The organism is Komagataeibacter diospyri (assembly GCF_006538165.1).
Lineage (GTDB): Bacteria > Pseudomonadota > Alphaproteobacteria > Acetobacterales > Acetobacteraceae > Komagataeibacter > Komagataeibacter diospyri.
In genome coordinates this window covers 47,092-61,538 of the sequence record NZ_BDLU01000065.1, presented here as the reverse complement: position 1 = coordinate 61,538, position 14,447 = coordinate 47,092, and the positions used below count along the sequence as shown (strand labels likewise).

The following is a 14,447-nucleotide window of genomic DNA, read 5'->3' as shown; positions in this document are numbered from 1 at the left end:
GTCGTATTATGTCCTGCCCATACCAGAAAGACCGCCTGAAAAGACCGCCTCTGCGCCATCATGCAAATTACAGAAAAGTTTTTGGGTGCCCCTTTGCTTCAAGGGGACAGCATTCCCTGAATGCTTCTGAAAAAAGCTTCACCAAAAAACTTTTATTGTTTCCCGTAAAATTAGAAAGGATCAGTGATCGCGTATCCGGACCGTCATATCCAGCGCGCTGCCCAGCCGTTCCAGCCTGCGGCGTACGCTTTCGCCCTGCACCACGTCGCGGCCCGGCGCGAAATGCAGTGACAGGATCTGGTCCTCACATTCCAGTCGCGTGCCATCCAGCAGTGCCTCGGTCCCGCCACTAACGGTATAGGCCAGTCGCAATGCCTGCCCCAGCGCCACGGCGCGACCGAACTGCACCTGATCGAGCAACTGGCGCGACGGCTGCAGATACGCCACCGACAGGTCGGCCCCGTACCGCACCGCAAGTGTCAGCGACAGGAAGGCGCGCGCCTGATGGGTGAAGCCCACGCCCTGCATGCGCAGGATACGCAGGTAGGTCTGTTCGGCCCGGTATTCGGGATGGTCATGCGCACCGACATCCGACAGCCAGCACGCAACACCGCGCAGGCGGGTCGCCACCTGTCCCTCGTCGGGGAAAAGGGGCGTGGTCCATTCCGCCAGCCGATCGGGCAGGGTCATGCTGCGGCCCAGCATGCTGCACATTTCACGCGCCACGGCATCCTGTGGGTCATTGTCGGCGACACTTGCGGCGACATTGCGCATGTACCACCCTTCACGCAGGCCATCGACGCAGAACACCAGCCCCGTCGAACGCGTGCGCCGCATGAGCCTGCGCAGCACGGTCGCGGCATAAGGCGCGTCCTCCAGCCGCTTGCGCGGCACACCGGGCAGGCGTTCAAGCGACCGCTTGCCTGCGCCGATGATCCAGTCCGCCATTTCCCGCCCCGTATCGGGGGCAAGACGATAGAGATGGACAATATTCAGCGGATAGGCCGTGCGCGCGATCTGCATGCGCGCCAGGGCACGGAACGCACCGCCAACAAGGTACAGATCCTGATCGTGCACATCGTCCAGCCAGCCTACCCTGGCCAGATCCTCATCCACCAGTGCGCGCGCACGGGCAAGGTCGCCATCAGCACGGTCATTCAGCCGGATCACACCCAGCGGCAGGGTGCAGGCATTAAGCTTGCGCCCGTTTTCCAGCCGGATCAGTTCCAGCGACCCGCCACCGATGTCAGCCACCAGCCCGTTGGCGTCCGGTATGCCGCACAGTACGCCGGTTGCGGAATAATCGGCTTCTTCCTCCCCGCTCAGGATACGGATCGGCACGCCGGGCAGGCGTGATTTCAGGCCCGCCACGAATTCCGGCCCGTTGCTGGCGTCACGCACGGCGGCGGTGGCCAGTACCTCGAAGGGACTTGCCTCCATCCCGCGCGCAATGGCGTTGAACCGGGCCATGACCTCCATCGCCAGCGGTACGGCTTCTTCATTCAGGCGTCCCGTCGCATTCAGGCCCCGCCCCAGCCGCAGGACCACCTTTTCATTGAAGATGGGAGCCGGATTGCGTGAAATCCCGTCAAACACCACAAGGCGGACGGAATTCGATCCCAGATCTATGACCGCCGAACGGCGAAACCCGCCCAGACCCGTCACATCCGGCCCCATACGTCGCCAGCCCACCATGCCATGACCGCACCCATACCGTAATCCTCAGTCCTCAATAGTCTGTTCCGCATGCCATGGCTGCGACGCGCTGACCCGGATCGGGGCTTCCCCCACCGTAGCACCACGCCCTGCATGAACCGGATGTTCCATGAAATATTCATGCGACGAAAATGGCCTGCGTCCCGGCTCCAGACGCCGCCATACACCATTGCGCTGTAAAATCCACGACTGCAGGTTGTCCTTGAGGTCGATCATCATGATCTGGTCCAGCACGCGGGCATGCACCTGCGGGTCCAGCATGGGGACCATGCTTTCCACACGCCAGTCCATGTTGCGCTGCATCCAGTCCGCCGATGAGATGTACAGCTTCGCCTGCCGGCTGGGCAGGCGATGCCCGTCGCCAAAGGCATAGATGCGCGCGTGTTCCAGAAACCGTCCCACAATCGATTTGACCCGGATGTTTTCCGACAGTCCCGGCACGCCGGGCCGCAGGCAGCAGATGCCGCGCACCACCGCCATGACCTTCACGCCCGCGCATGACGCCGCATACAGCCGGTCGATCAGGTCGGGATCCACCAGTGAGTTCATCTTGAGCCAGATCTGCCCCGGACGGCCTGCCTGCACATGGGCGATTTCGCCCGCGATCAGATCTTCCAGCGTACGGCGGATGGTCACGGGGGAGAACGCGATCGCCTCCATCCGCGCGGGCACGGCATAACCGGTCATGTAATTGAACAGCCGTGCCGAATCGCGCGCCAGTTCAGGGTTGCAGGTGAAGAACGACAGGTCCGTGTATATCCGCGCCGTGATCGGGTGATAGTTGCCGGTGCCAAAATGGGCGTAGGACCGCAGTGCGCCGCCCTCACGCCGCACGACCAGGCTGAGCTTGGCATGCGTCTTGAGGTCGGAAAAACCAAAGACCACCTGCACACCTGCCGCTTCCAGCGCGCGGGCAAGGCGGATATTGGCTTCCTCGTCAAAACGGGCGCGCAGTTCCACCATGGCGGTCACCGCCTTGCCGGCCTCCGCCGCCTCGATCAGGGCCTTGACGATGGGGCTGTCGCGCGATGTGCGGTACAGCGTCTGCTTGATCGCGACCACGGCAGGGTCAATGGCCGCCTGCCGCAGAAACTGCACCACCACGTCAAAGCTTTCGAACGGGTGATGGACGATCATGTCGCGCGCGCGGATGGCGGCGAAGCAGTCACCGCCGCAATCTACAATCCGTTCGGGAAAGCGCGGGGTATAGGGCGGGAACAGCAGGTCGGGCCGGTCATCGACGATCAGTTGCTTGAGGTCCACCACCCCGATCAGTCCCGACTGCACGAACACCTCATCCGGTGGCGGCGCAAGCCCTTCGGCCATTGACCGGGCCAGGTCTTCGGGCATGCGGGATTCGATATCGAGGTGGATCACCACGCCACGCCTGCGGCGCTTGAGCGCGCTTTCATACGAACGGACCAGATCCTCGGCCTCGTCCTCGAATTCCACATCCGTATCGCGCACCACGCGCATCACGCCCCAGTCCCCTGCCACAAGCCCGGGAAACAGGCGGTCGATGCACATGACAATCAGGCGTTCCAGCAGGATGAAGCGCGTCACCCCCGGCGGCGACAGCGCGACAGGCAGCCGTATGAAACGTTCGATCCGCGCGGGCAGCAGGATCAGCGCCTCCATAACGAATTGCCCGGTTTCGGCATTCATCAGACGCAGGGCCTGCGCGATGCCCATGTTGGGAATGAAGGGCAGCGGATGGGCAGGGTCAATCGCCAGCGGCGTCAGGACGGGAAAGACCCGTTCCATGAAACAGCTTTCCAGCCAGGCCTGTTCTTCCGCAGTGAAGGAGATTTCATCGCATACGACAATCCCCGCCCCCTCAAGCTCACGCTGCAGGTCACGCCAGATTCGCTGCTGTTCCTGCAGAAGGCGGCCGGTGCGCTCCCGCACGGCGGAAAGCTGCTGCTGTGGCGTCAGCCCATCGGGCGAGGTCTTGACCAGCCCCTCGCGCACCTGTCCCACCAGCCCCGCCACACGCACGGAATAGAATTCATCAAGGTTGCTGGCGCTGATCGACAGGAAGCGCACGCGTTCCAGCAGCGGATTGCGGGGATTGTCGGCTTCATCCACCACGCGCTGGTTGAAATCGAGCCACGACAGTTCACGATTGATGAAACGCTTGGGTGACGTGGCGTCGGGTGCCGGTTCCACCGGCGCGCGCACCGCGACCTGTCGCCCGGTCGCAGCCTTGCGGCTGCGCGTGCGGGCACGGGGCTTGGGGGCAGTGCCGTCAGGGGCTTTGCGTGGCGTTCTGGCCAATGGATTCGATCTCCCGTTCGGGGGTGATGTTCTTTATTGCATACGACCCTAGGCCAGTGACACGTCACCTGGCCAGAGCAGGCGGTCTGTTCAGGTGCCGGGCTCCATATCCATGGCCCCCATGGCGTCGGCCACCAGCATGTCGGCCAGCACGCGGGTGGCAAGGGCGCGGGTCACGGGACGGCCGGATGCAAGGGCGGCGTGGTCCAGCCGGTCCACCGCGTCCTGCATGGCCTGCGCCGTGCGGGGCAGGCGGCGCAGCAGCCATTCCACGACCGGCTGCGACACGACAATCTGGCGTTCCGCCAGCAGACGCAGCAGCAGCACCCGTAAAAGTCCATCACCGGGCTGGCGTATGGCCACGGCCATGGTCGCCCGCAGCCGACTTGCCAGGTCAGGCAGCGCCACGGGCCAGCGCGCCGGGGCCTTACGCCCGCCCAGCAGCAGCGCAATCCCCTGTTCACGCGCCGTATTCAGCAGATGCAGCAGCGCACGTTCATCCGTGCATTCATCGGCCCGGTCCACCACCATCGCCATGACCGGCACCCCGGTGGCGCGGGCTGCGAACAGGGCCGTGACATGGGCATGCGACAGGCTGCCACCATGCAGCAGCACCGCGTCATGCAGCCGCGCCCATATTTCCAGCATGTGGGTCTTTCCCGTTCCCGCCGCCCCCCACAGCGCCAGCCTGCGCTCGGGCCAGGGCGTGGAGCCAAGCAGCCAGCTGCGCGCGGCCGCGTTGGAGGCGGAAAAGACAAAATCCCCGGCGGCAAAACGTGGCGTGTGGGCAAACGGCAACACCAGTTGCCCGATCACGCCCGCAACCGCGTTTTCATCCGTTTTCAGCTTCGTCCGCTCAACCACAGCTTTGTGCGTTGCCCCGCCTTGACGTAAAGAAGGCCGGAAGTCCCTCTGACCCCGGTCCTGCATGACGGTTTTCATAACCTGCACGCGGGTGTCCGGGAAAGTGATAGTTTGATTACGGAAAAAAAGGCCCCCGCATGACATCCGCCTCCTGCCCGCCCAACGCGTCTTCCGCCACCCCGTCTGGCGCCACCTACCGGGATGCCGGGGTGGACATTGAAGCCGGTGATGCGCTTGTCGAAGTCATCAAGCCCGCGGCCCGCGCCACGGACCGTCCCGGCACCATGGGCGGACTGGGCGGTTTCGGTGCGCTGTTTGACCTGAAGGCGGCCGGTTTTTCCGACCCCATCCTTGTTTCATGCACCGATGGCGTGGGCACGAAGCTCATGATCGCCATCGAAAGCGGCCTGCATGAGACGGTGGGCATCGACCTGGTTGCCATGTGCGTCAACGACCTGGTGGTGCAGGGTGCGACGCCACTGTTCTTCCTAGACTATTTCGCGACCGGCAAACTGTCCATCGAGGACGCGGCCAAGGTCGTACGCGGCATTGCCAGGGGCTGCGCCGACTCCGGCTGCGCGCTGGTGGGCGGGGAAACGGCGGAAATGCCGGGCATGTACGCACCCGGGCATTACGACCTTGCCGGATTCTCGGTCGGGGCAGCGGAACGCACGGCGCTGCTGCCCGGTGATATCCGGCCCGGTGATACGCTGATCGCCCTGCCATCGGCGGGCGTGCATTCCAATGGTTTTTCGCTGGTACGCAATATCGTCACCCGCAGCGGACTGGCATGGGATGCGCCCTGCCCGTTTGCCGATGGCCAGACGCTGGGTCAGGCGCTGATGACGCCCACCACGCTGTATGTCCACCCCGTGCTGGACCTGCACCGCGCCGGCCTGCTGGTGGGGGCGGCCCACATTACGGGTGGTGGCCTGCCCGGCAACCTGCCGCGCGTGCTGCCCAAGGGCGTGCAGGCGGTGATTGATGGCACGGCATGGCCGGTCCCGCCGGTGTTCCCGTGGCTGGCCAGCACCGGCAATGTCACGACCGAGGAAATGCTGCGCGTTTTCAACTGTGGTGTGGGCATGGTGCTGGTGGTGCGGGACACGGATGCCGCCATGGCGCGCCTGTCCGAACGCGGGCAGCAGGCTTTCGTCATCGGCACGATCACGCAGGGCGAAAATCCCGACAGCCCGGCCACGCTGAGCTTTGACGAACTGCCCGAACTGCGCGACTGAACCAGACCGTGACCTACAAGACCCCCATCGCCATCCTGATCAGCGGGCGCGGCAGCAACATGCGCGCGCTGATCGAATCGTGCGCCCGCCCTGACTATCCCGCCCGCATCGCCCTTGTGCTGAGCAACAACCCCGATGCGCCGGGACTGGAAGTCGCGCGGGATGCAGGGCTTGCGACACAGGCCATCGACCACCGCGATTACCCCCGCGACCGGCCCGCGCATGAACGCGCGCTGGATGCGGCCCTGCGCGCGGCGGGCGTGGAATATGTCTGCCTTGCGGGCTACATGCGCCTGCTGACGCCGTTCCTGACCACGGCATGGGCGGGCAGGATGCTGAACATCCATCCCAGCCTGCTGCCTGCCTATCCTGGCCTGCACACGCATGAACGTGCGCTGGAAAGTGGTGCGCGCATCCATGGCTGCACCGTCCACTGGGTGACGGAAGGCATGGATGAAGGCCCCATCATCGGACAGGCTGCCGTACCCATACTGGCCGGTGATACGCCCGATGTGCTGGGCGCGCGGGTATTGCGGCAGGAACACCGCCTGTATCCCGCAGCACTACATCGCGTTCTGGTGCCCGACGGGGCGCCCGCCGCCACCGCATCAGACTATCTGCTATCGGTCTGATTATTGATAAATAACAGCTTTTGGGGACTGACTTTTCAAACAGTCTCCAGACATGAAAAAAGCCGGCCTGAAGGCCGGCTTTTCCATTGGCGGGGACAAAAGCCCCCGCCATCCTGATCCTTACGGATCAGGGCAGGATTTCCGTGCCGGCGAAGAAGAAGGAAATCTCGTTCTTCGCGTTTTCCAGGCTGTCGGAACCATGGACGGAGTTTGCTTCGATGCTTTCGGCAAACTGCGCGCGGATGGTGTGGGCTTCGGCCTTCTTCGGGTCGGTAGCGCCCATCACTTCACGGTTCTTCAGGACAGCGTTCTCACCTTCGAGAACCTGTACCACAACCGGGCCGGAGATCATGAAGGACACCAGGTCGTTGTAGAACGGGCGTTCCTTGTGCACTTCATAGAACGCGCCAGCGGTCGCCTTCGTCAGCTGGATGCGCTTCTGGGCGACGATGCGCAGGCCATTGCCTTCGAACACGGCATTGATCTTGCCGGTCAGGTTACGGCGGGTCGCATCGGGCTTGATGATCGAGAGGGTACGTTCGACTGCCATGGGACAGCTCCTTTCAAACGGGTTCTGAAATATACGAGGCGGCATTGGACATAAGCCGACATCACCTTACAAGCGCCATCTAGAGCATATCGCCGCAGACTGGTAGGTACAACCCGCACGAAACCAGCCATGTCCCCCATATTGCCGGAGTTTCCCGCCCGTGAGCCTGCTCGTCATATCCGACCTGACCCTGCGCATCGCAGGTCGCACCCTGCTTGATGGTGCCAGCCTGAGCATTGATCCGGGCCGCAAGATCGGCCTGGTCGGCCGCAATGGCGCGGGCAAATCGACCCTTCTGGCCGCGATCGCGGGGGATATCGCGCCTGATGGCGGCACGATCCACATGTCGGCGCGCGCGCGCATGGCGCGGATCAGGCAGGAAGCGCCTACGGGCTATGGCTCGCTACTGGATACGGTGCTGGCGGGTGATACCGAACGGACGGAGCTGCTGCGCGAATCCGAAACCACGACCGATCCCGCCCGCATTGCCGACATCCATGAACGCCTGCTGGCGATCGACGCCCACAGCGCACCGGCGCGTGCGGCCGCCATCCTGTCCGGGCTGGGGTTTGATGCGCAGGCGCAGGGCCGCCCGGTATCGGACTTTTCGGGCGGGTGGCGCATGCGCGTGGCCCTTGCCACGGCGCTGTTTCTCAACCCCGACCTGCTTCTGCTGGATGAGCCGACCAACCATCTGGACCTTGAGGCCACGATCTGGCTGGAAAACTGGCTGGCGCGGTTTTCGGGTGCGGCCCTGATCGTCAGCCATGACCGGGGGTTGCTGGACCGCGCGGTGGACGCCATCGCCCATCTGGACCATGGCAGGCTGACACTGACGCCGGGCGGGTATGAGGAATTCGTGCGCATCCGCACCGAACAGGCCCTGCAGCAGGCCCGCATGGCCGAACGCATCAACGCCAAGCGCGCGCACATGCAGTCCTTCGTTGACCGCTTCCGCGCCAAGGCCACCAAGGCCAAGCAGGCGCAGGCCCGCATCAAGGCGCTGGAAAAACTGCCGCAGATCGATAGCGTGGTGGAAGATACGCCCAGCCACTTTTCCTTCCCCGAACCCTCCCCCCTGCCGCCCCCCATGCTGGTAATGGACCGGGTTTCAGCCGGTTATGGCGATCATACCATCCTGTCCAACCTGTCGCTGCGCATTGACATGGAAGACCGGATCGCCCTGCTGGGGGCCAACGGCAACGGCAAATCCACCTTCGCCAAACTGGTGGCGGGGCGGCTGGAACCCCAGTCAGGCACAATCCAGCACAGCCCGAAGCTGAAGGTCGGCTATTTTGCACAGCATCAGGCAGAGGAACTCCGCCCCAACGAAACCCCGGTGGACCACATGGCCCGCGCCCTGCCCGACGCCACGCCGCCAGCCGTGCGCGCGCAGCTTGCCCGTTTCGGACTGGACGCGGAACGCGCGGAAACGCCCACGCGCGACCTGTCGGGGGGCGAGAAGGCGCGCCTGCTGCTTGCACTGGCCACGCGTGATGCGCCGCACCTGCTGATCCTTGATGAACCGACCAACCACCTTGACCTTGATGCGCGTGACGCGCTGATCCGCGCGCTTGCGGAATTCGAGGGCGCGGTCCTGCTGATCAGCCATGACCCGCATCTGGTTGAACTGGTGGCCGACCGGCTGTGGCTGGTGGGGGATGGCACGGTCCGCCCGTTCGAGGGCGACATGGCGGAATACCGAACATGGCTGACCGAACGGGCGCGCGCAGTCTCGAACAACGACCCTGCCCGTCCTGCCGCAGCCCCGAAGCGCGACGACCGCCGCGAACGCGCCGAAGCCCGCAAGGCCACGGCCCCCCTGCGCAAGCGCATCCGTGATGCAGAGCAACTGATGGCCAGACTGGTGGCCGAGCGCGCGAAGCTGGAAGCCCGTCTGGCGGACCCCAAACTGTATGAAAGCGGCAAGACGGATGAAGTCACCGCACTGAACACCCGCCTTGCCGCCATTGCACGCGAACACGACCGGGCGGAAGAAGACTGGCTGGCAGCGGAAACGGAACTGGAGGCCGCCAGCGCGGAATAGGCCCGCCTCCCCATCCACGCGCCTGCCTGATGAGGTCATTCACGGGCAGGCGCGTGCGGGCGGACCAGAAATCGGACTTACGTGGTGAACGCGCCATCCTGCCATGCAATGCCATCGCCTGCGGAACTGCGTCATCATATCGGACTGAAATGTCTCGATCCCCGCGCGCGCTGCATTCCATATGATTGACACATCGGCCGTTTTTCCCGGATTCGTTCACCGCATTCATGATCCGGGTGGGGTAAAGACCGCGCGGATGCGACCCAAATACGGTCATGTCGTCATCTTCTCCCTGCCCATTGCATGGACTGAAGTCAGGCATATCGGCTGATCTCAATTACGCGGCAGACAGACATTGAAGATATTACCAGACGTCAATAGTAGTGCTGGAAATTTTCAGATACAGGGAGATACAGTTAGATATAAAAAGTTACAAATGCAGGCTGCCATAAAATGAAAAAAGTCAGTTCCCTCATTTCATCCAGCGTCTTATGTGCGCTTCTTGCGGGATGTTACGGTACTGTTGCCAAGGAAGGCATAAAATACAGGCACCTGTCAAAAATGTCCGAGGAACAGATACAGGCGAAAACAATCGTAACCAACCAGCCATGGTCAAAAACCGCGATAGTCAGTCAGGAAAAACTATACGACAATGGTCACAATTGGGATCATTTTGGAGATAATAAAGTATTAACGGTTGATCTTACTTCATTTCTTTACTCTGTTATTAAAAAAAGTGATATATCTATAAATTATTATTTAGGTATTGATACAGATGTTGGCGGCGTTGCATATCAGCATATGGAATACACCGAAGATGGGGTCAAAAAATATACCAATGTCACCAATATTGATAACGAAACAAGCTGCGATGGAGCGCATGTCTATGCGGGCCGCGTCAGTCCGGACTGCCATTACGAAACAAATGCAGCCTTCCCCATCAGCAAGGAACTTCTGGAAAAAATAGCCAGTTCAGATCAGCCATTTAAAGTATTGTTTGTATCCGAAAATTCCACAATCGTCCCGTTTGATGACATTATCGCCCCATCAGAAGCCCGCGCCCTGCTTGACCGCGTGCAGCAGGAAGCTGCCAGCGTTACCCCCGCGACCAAAGCACAACCGGATACCCCATCGAAATAACATCATCCCTGACCACTCCGGGACGACCGACATTTTTCCGGAGATTGCCTGAAAGCAACCTGATGGCGGGGCATTGCGCGCGATGGGAGAACCCAGGTGGCAATATGCCGCATCCGCCCCGCCATTCATCATGGGTCACGCATTCTGCCAGCAGCAAATTCCTGACCTAGACCGGGCCACGCGCTCCCGCACGCTGCACCAGCAGCCCGGTCAGGAAAATCGCCAGCCCCGCGGCCGACAGCCCGGCCCCGGCCCATCCCACGTCCTGCGCACCATAGCCTGCGGCAATCACCGCCCCGCCCAGCCACGCGCCAAATGCATTGGCCACGTTGACGGCGGAATGGTTCAGCGCCGCCACCAGCCCCTGCGCATCGGCCGCCACATCCATAAGCCGGGTCTGCAACGCGGGCAGCAGGGCAATGATGCCGCCCATCAGGCTGGTTACGATCAACACCAGCACCATGCTTTCCGCGCATACGGAAAACAGGCACAGCATGATGGTACTGGCCGCCAGCGTCACCACCACCGCCAGCGTGGGGCTGATATCCACCAGCCGGGCACCGGCCATGTTGCCCGCCACCATGCCCACGCCCCACAATGACTGCGCCAGCGGCACGACATAGGCAGGCACGCCGGTCACGCCCAGCAATACCGCGGACAGATAGGTGCCGACACAGAACATGCCGCCAAACCCGATCGCGCCCGTCGCCAGCGTGAACCATACCTGCGACCGCCGCAGCGCACCCAGTTCACGCCACAGCGAACCCTGCGGATCGGGCGCCACGATGGGCACCGTGCGCGCAATCATGACAAGGGCCAGCAGCTCCATGGCGGTAATGAACCCGTAGACCGCGCGCCAGCCCAGCATCTGCCCCGCCCATGTCACCAGTGGCACCCCGACCACATGGGCGACCGTAAGCCCGACGAACACACCGGCCACCGCCCGTCCCCGCCGCGCGGGATCGGCCATGCCCGCGGCCACCAGCGCCGCCACGCCGTAAAAGGCCCCATGCGGTAACCCGGTCAGGAAACGTATGACCAGCAGCGGCCCGTACCCCGGCGCCAGCGCCGATGCCGCATTGCCCACAACAAACATGGCCTGTAGCGCCAGCAGCAGCCAGTAGCGCGACATGCGCGCACCGATCAGGGTGGCAAGCGGGGCACCGATCACCACGCCCACCGCATAGGCACTGATGACATGCCCCGCCACCGGCACCGACACGCCCAGCGAACGGGCGACACCGGGCAGCATCGCCATCAATGCGAACTCCCCCGTGCCTATGGCAAAGGTGGCGACAGCCAGCGCCCATCCTGCCGCCCCAAGCCGCGCGGGCAGGACCGGCTGCGATGAAGAAATATCTGGATTACTCACATGTCTGCCCTTTTCCGACAGGAGATATTGGCTTACGCCTTAACCGGTCACGAAGGGGATGCACCCACTGGATCCCACGTCCTGGCCTGCTGCCAGTTAGTGGAATTTCAGGTTAACGCAATCCATACCCTTTCCCGGACGTTATCCCGGCTGCGGCTGTGCTGGCGTTCACGTTCCACGCAGCCCGTTTCATGGCCACCATACGGACATATAGATGACAGCCTCCTCCCCGTCGGACCCGACGCCCGACGCACCAGATTCCCGCCCTTCCCCACAGAAAGACGAAACACCCGATCCCCGCGCCCAGCAACTGGCGCGCATTTACGCCCTGCTGCGGCTGACACTGGTCATTACCATCGTGGTCATGCTGATCTGGGTGGTGGGCGATGTGCTGATGGTCATCTTCGCCGCGACCCTTGTCGCCGTGATCCTGCACAACCTTGCCGGCCTTGTGGAACGCCACACGCGCATGCCCTACTGGCTGTCGCTTACGGCGGTGGTCGTAGCCATAATCGCGGCACTGACCGGACTGATCTGGAGCAGCGGCCCCGAAATATCGGAACAGGCCGTAAAGCTGCGCACCGCACTGAGCGAGCAGGCCCATAACCTGCGCGACAGCATGGGCCATTCCTCCACCGGGCGGATGATCCTCGACAATCTGCCCACGACGCTGGGGGGGAATGAACAGGCCGCCAGCAGCAGCGGGTTCGGGTCGCTGGCGGGATCCATGACCGGTTTCGTCTCATCCGCCTTCGGGGCGGCTGGCACGCTGGCGGTCATCCTGATCGCAGGGCTGTATTTCGCCATCTCGCCCGAACTGTATGTCAACGGCATGCTGCGGCTGATCCCGCATGAATACCGTCATACATCACGTGAACTGCTGCTGACGGCAGGACGCACCCTGTGGGCATGGACGGCGGGACAGGCGCTGGATATGGCCGTGGTGGGGCTGCTGTCCTTCATCGGGCTGTGGTGCATTGGCGTGCCACTGGCGCTGGCGCTGGGGGTCGTGGCGGGGATGGCCAACTTCATTCCCTATATCGGCGCATTCGTCGGTGCGGTGCCCGCCGTGCTGATCGGCCTGTCACAGGGCACGCGCGAAGGGGTCATGGTCCTGGGCCTGTATGCCGCCATCCAGTTTTTCGAGGGTAATGTCATGGCGCCGCTGATCCAGCGCCATGCGGTGAAGATGCCGCCAGGACTGACCATCCTGTCCCAGACGATCTTTGGCACCATCCTTGGCATTCCGGGACTTATCCTGGCCTCACCGCTTACGGCGGCCCTGCTGGCGACCGCCGATCGCGCTACGCCGAAGCTTAAGGACGACGAACGGGTATAAAAGGATGCCGGACGCAACATTCGGCAATCATCAGAACGTTTTTGATGAAGCTCTTTTCAAAAAGCTTCAGAAAACGCTGCCTTTTTGAAAAAAGGCAGCGTCCAAAAACTTTCATTGTCTTTTATCATCCGAACAGAAACGGGGACGGGAGATCACACTCCCGTCCCCGTTCTGCATTCATCCGCATAGCCCGGTTCAGGGCAGCAGCGTATTTACATCCACATGCGCCATGCCGGCGCGGGTGGCGGCCAGCATGCCCTCGCGGCTGTCCTCGAAAACAAGGCATGATGCAGGGGCCAGCGCCAGTCTGCCCGCCGCCAGCAGAAACATGTCCGGTGCCGGTTTGGGATTATTCACGTCATCTATGGTGATGATGGCGTCAAACAGACGTTCCAGACCAAGGTGACGCAGACAGGCGGATACAATCTGCCGTGACCCGTTGGACGCCACCGCCATGGGCAGGCGACCGTGGTACTGGCGGGCAATGTCCGCCACCACGGTAATTTCACGCAGCACGTGCAGCCTGCGCAGCATGCTGTCGCGCGCCTGTGAAATAATGCCGTCGCGGTTCACGCTGCGGCCCAGCCTGGCCTCGACAATATCCAGCACCATGTGTTCGGACATGCCGCCATGGCCATGAAACCATTCGGGCGGCACGCTCTGTTCTATGGCGTCCTCAAGGGCTGCGATCCAGCCCTCCCGGTATAACGGCAGGCTGTCAACCAGCGTGCCATCACAATCAAAGATCAGGCCCGCCGTATCTGCGCGCACCGGGCTCATGGAAACGCGGACCGGGGATAGTCGTACTGGTTGACGATGTCACGCAGTGCGTTGAAATCCTTGTCCTTGAAATGGTGGAAGCGGATGACCGCACCGGGCCGTTCTTCCACAAACACGGTATTGTTCCAGTCTGCGGCGCTGATACCGGTCCACAGTGTAATGCGGTAGGGAACCGCCTGCTCACCCGCAGGCTGCTGCCCCTTATGCTCGACCTGCATTTCCAGCACCGCATCCCCGCTGGATGGTGGCGTCTGTCCCAGCGGACCCCAGCCCGCGGTATGGGCCTGCAGCCAGTCATTGAGCGTATGGACCTGTGCCGCCGTCAGCGTGCGTTCCTTGCGCATGGGGCCTACGGCAATGGTGCCCGTTTCCATGGTGGGAAAGCTGAGGGGCCGGAAATTGGGCAGGGCGATAAGCCACAGCCCCGCCGCCGTACCGATCGTGATAACCAGGAACCCGATCAGCAGGGCTGTCTCGCGTCTCATTTGCGTA

12 protein-coding genes are annotated in these 14,447 nt (G+C 62.6%); 5 read left to right on the top strand and 7 right to left on the bottom strand.

The window, feature by feature from the left end; genetic code table 11:
• Window positions 1-180 precede the first annotated feature (180 nt).
• From MSKU9_RS15510 to MSKU9_RS15500, 3 genes are all read right to left on the bottom strand, one after another.
• Window positions 181-1,677: a Ppx/GppA family phosphatase gene (locus MSKU9_RS15510; RefSeq protein WP_141262333.1), complete on the bottom strand. Its 1,497-nt coding sequence runs from the start codon at window positions 1,675-1,677 to the stop codon at window positions 181-183.
• A 45-nt stretch (window positions 1,678-1,722) separates the two neighbouring features.
• The gene (locus MSKU9_RS15505) at window positions 1,723-3,993 is read right to left on the bottom strand and encodes an RNA degradosome polyphosphate kinase (RefSeq protein ID WP_141262285.1); all 2,271 of its coding nucleotides are present in this window, start codon (window positions 3,991-3,993) and stop codon (window positions 1,723-1,725) included.
• Between the two features lie 90 nt (window positions 3,994-4,083).
• The gene (locus MSKU9_RS15500; protein ID WP_141262284.1) at window positions 4,084-4,857 is read right to left on the bottom strand and encodes an HdaA/DnaA family protein; all 774 of its coding nucleotides are present in this window, start codon (window positions 4,855-4,857) and stop codon (window positions 4,084-4,086) included.
• A 137-nt stretch (window positions 4,858-4,994) separates the two neighbouring features.
• Here MSKU9_RS15500 and purM point away from each other — a divergent pair, with 137 nt between their 5' ends.
• Window positions 4,995-6,095: a phosphoribosylformylglycinamidine cyclo-ligase gene (purM, locus tag MSKU9_RS15495; RefSeq protein WP_141262283.1), complete on the top strand. Its 1,101-nt coding sequence runs from the start codon at window positions 4,995-4,997 to the stop codon at window positions 6,093-6,095.
• An 8-nt stretch (window positions 6,096-6,103) separates the two neighbouring features.
• Window positions 6,104-6,727, top strand: a complete 624-nt coding sequence (gene purN, locus MSKU9_RS15490) for a phosphoribosylglycinamide formyltransferase (RefSeq protein WP_141262282.1) — start codon at window positions 6,104-6,106, stop codon at window positions 6,725-6,727.
• Window positions 6,728-6,854: 127 nt separating this feature from the next.
• Here the strand turns inward: purN and ndk are convergent, their stop codons facing one another.
• Window positions 6,855-7,277, bottom strand: a complete 423-nt coding sequence (gene ndk / locus MSKU9_RS15485; protein WP_010514331.1) for a nucleoside-diphosphate kinase — start codon at window positions 7,275-7,277, stop codon at window positions 6,855-6,857.
• A 160-nt stretch (window positions 7,278-7,437) separates the two neighbouring features.
• Between ndk and MSKU9_RS15480 the strand changes: the two genes are divergently transcribed.
• Both MSKU9_RS15480 and MSKU9_RS15475 read left to right on the top strand, forming a co-directional pair.
• Window positions 7,438-9,324: an ABC-F family ATP-binding cassette domain-containing protein gene (locus MSKU9_RS15480; RefSeq protein ID WP_141262281.1), complete on the top strand. Its 1,887-nt coding sequence runs from the start codon at window positions 7,438-7,440 to the stop codon at window positions 9,322-9,324.
• A 453-nt stretch (window positions 9,325-9,777) separates the two neighbouring features.
• Window positions 9,778-10,464 carry a hypothetical protein gene (locus MSKU9_RS15475; RefSeq protein ID WP_141262280.1) on the top strand — a complete coding sequence of 229 codons (687 nt, stop codon included), beginning with the start codon at window positions 9,778-9,780 and terminating at the stop codon, window positions 10,462-10,464.
• A 166-nt stretch (window positions 10,465-10,630) separates the two neighbouring features.
• Here MSKU9_RS15475 and MSKU9_RS15470 read toward each other — a convergent pair whose 3' ends face one another.
• Window positions 10,631-11,767: an MFS transporter gene (locus tag MSKU9_RS15470; RefSeq protein ID WP_141262332.1), complete on the bottom strand. Its 1,137-nt coding sequence runs from the start codon at window positions 11,765-11,767 to the stop codon at window positions 10,631-10,633.
• A 283-nt stretch (window positions 11,768-12,050) separates the two neighbouring features.
• Here MSKU9_RS15470 and MSKU9_RS15465 point away from each other — a divergent pair, with 283 nt between their 5' ends.
• A complete protein-coding gene (locus MSKU9_RS15465; protein ID WP_141262279.1) occupies window positions 12,051-13,175 on the top strand; it encodes an AI-2E family transporter in 1,125 nt (374 codons plus the stop codon).
• A 195-nt stretch (window positions 13,176-13,370) separates the two neighbouring features.
• On the opposite strand, the gene MSKU9_RS15460 is transcribed toward MSKU9_RS15465, so the two are convergent.
• Window positions 13,371-13,955, bottom strand: coding sequence for an HAD family hydrolase (locus tag MSKU9_RS15460; protein ID WP_141262278.1), 585 nt, complete (start codon window positions 13,953-13,955; stop codon window positions 13,371-13,373).
• Window positions 13,952-14,440, bottom strand: a complete 489-nt coding sequence (locus tag MSKU9_RS15455) for a hypothetical protein (RefSeq protein ID WP_141262277.1) — start codon at window positions 14,438-14,440, stop codon at window positions 13,952-13,954. The genes MSKU9_RS15460 and MSKU9_RS15455 overlap by 4 nt, the downstream gene beginning before the upstream one ends.
• Window positions 14,441-14,447: the final 7 nt, after the last annotated feature.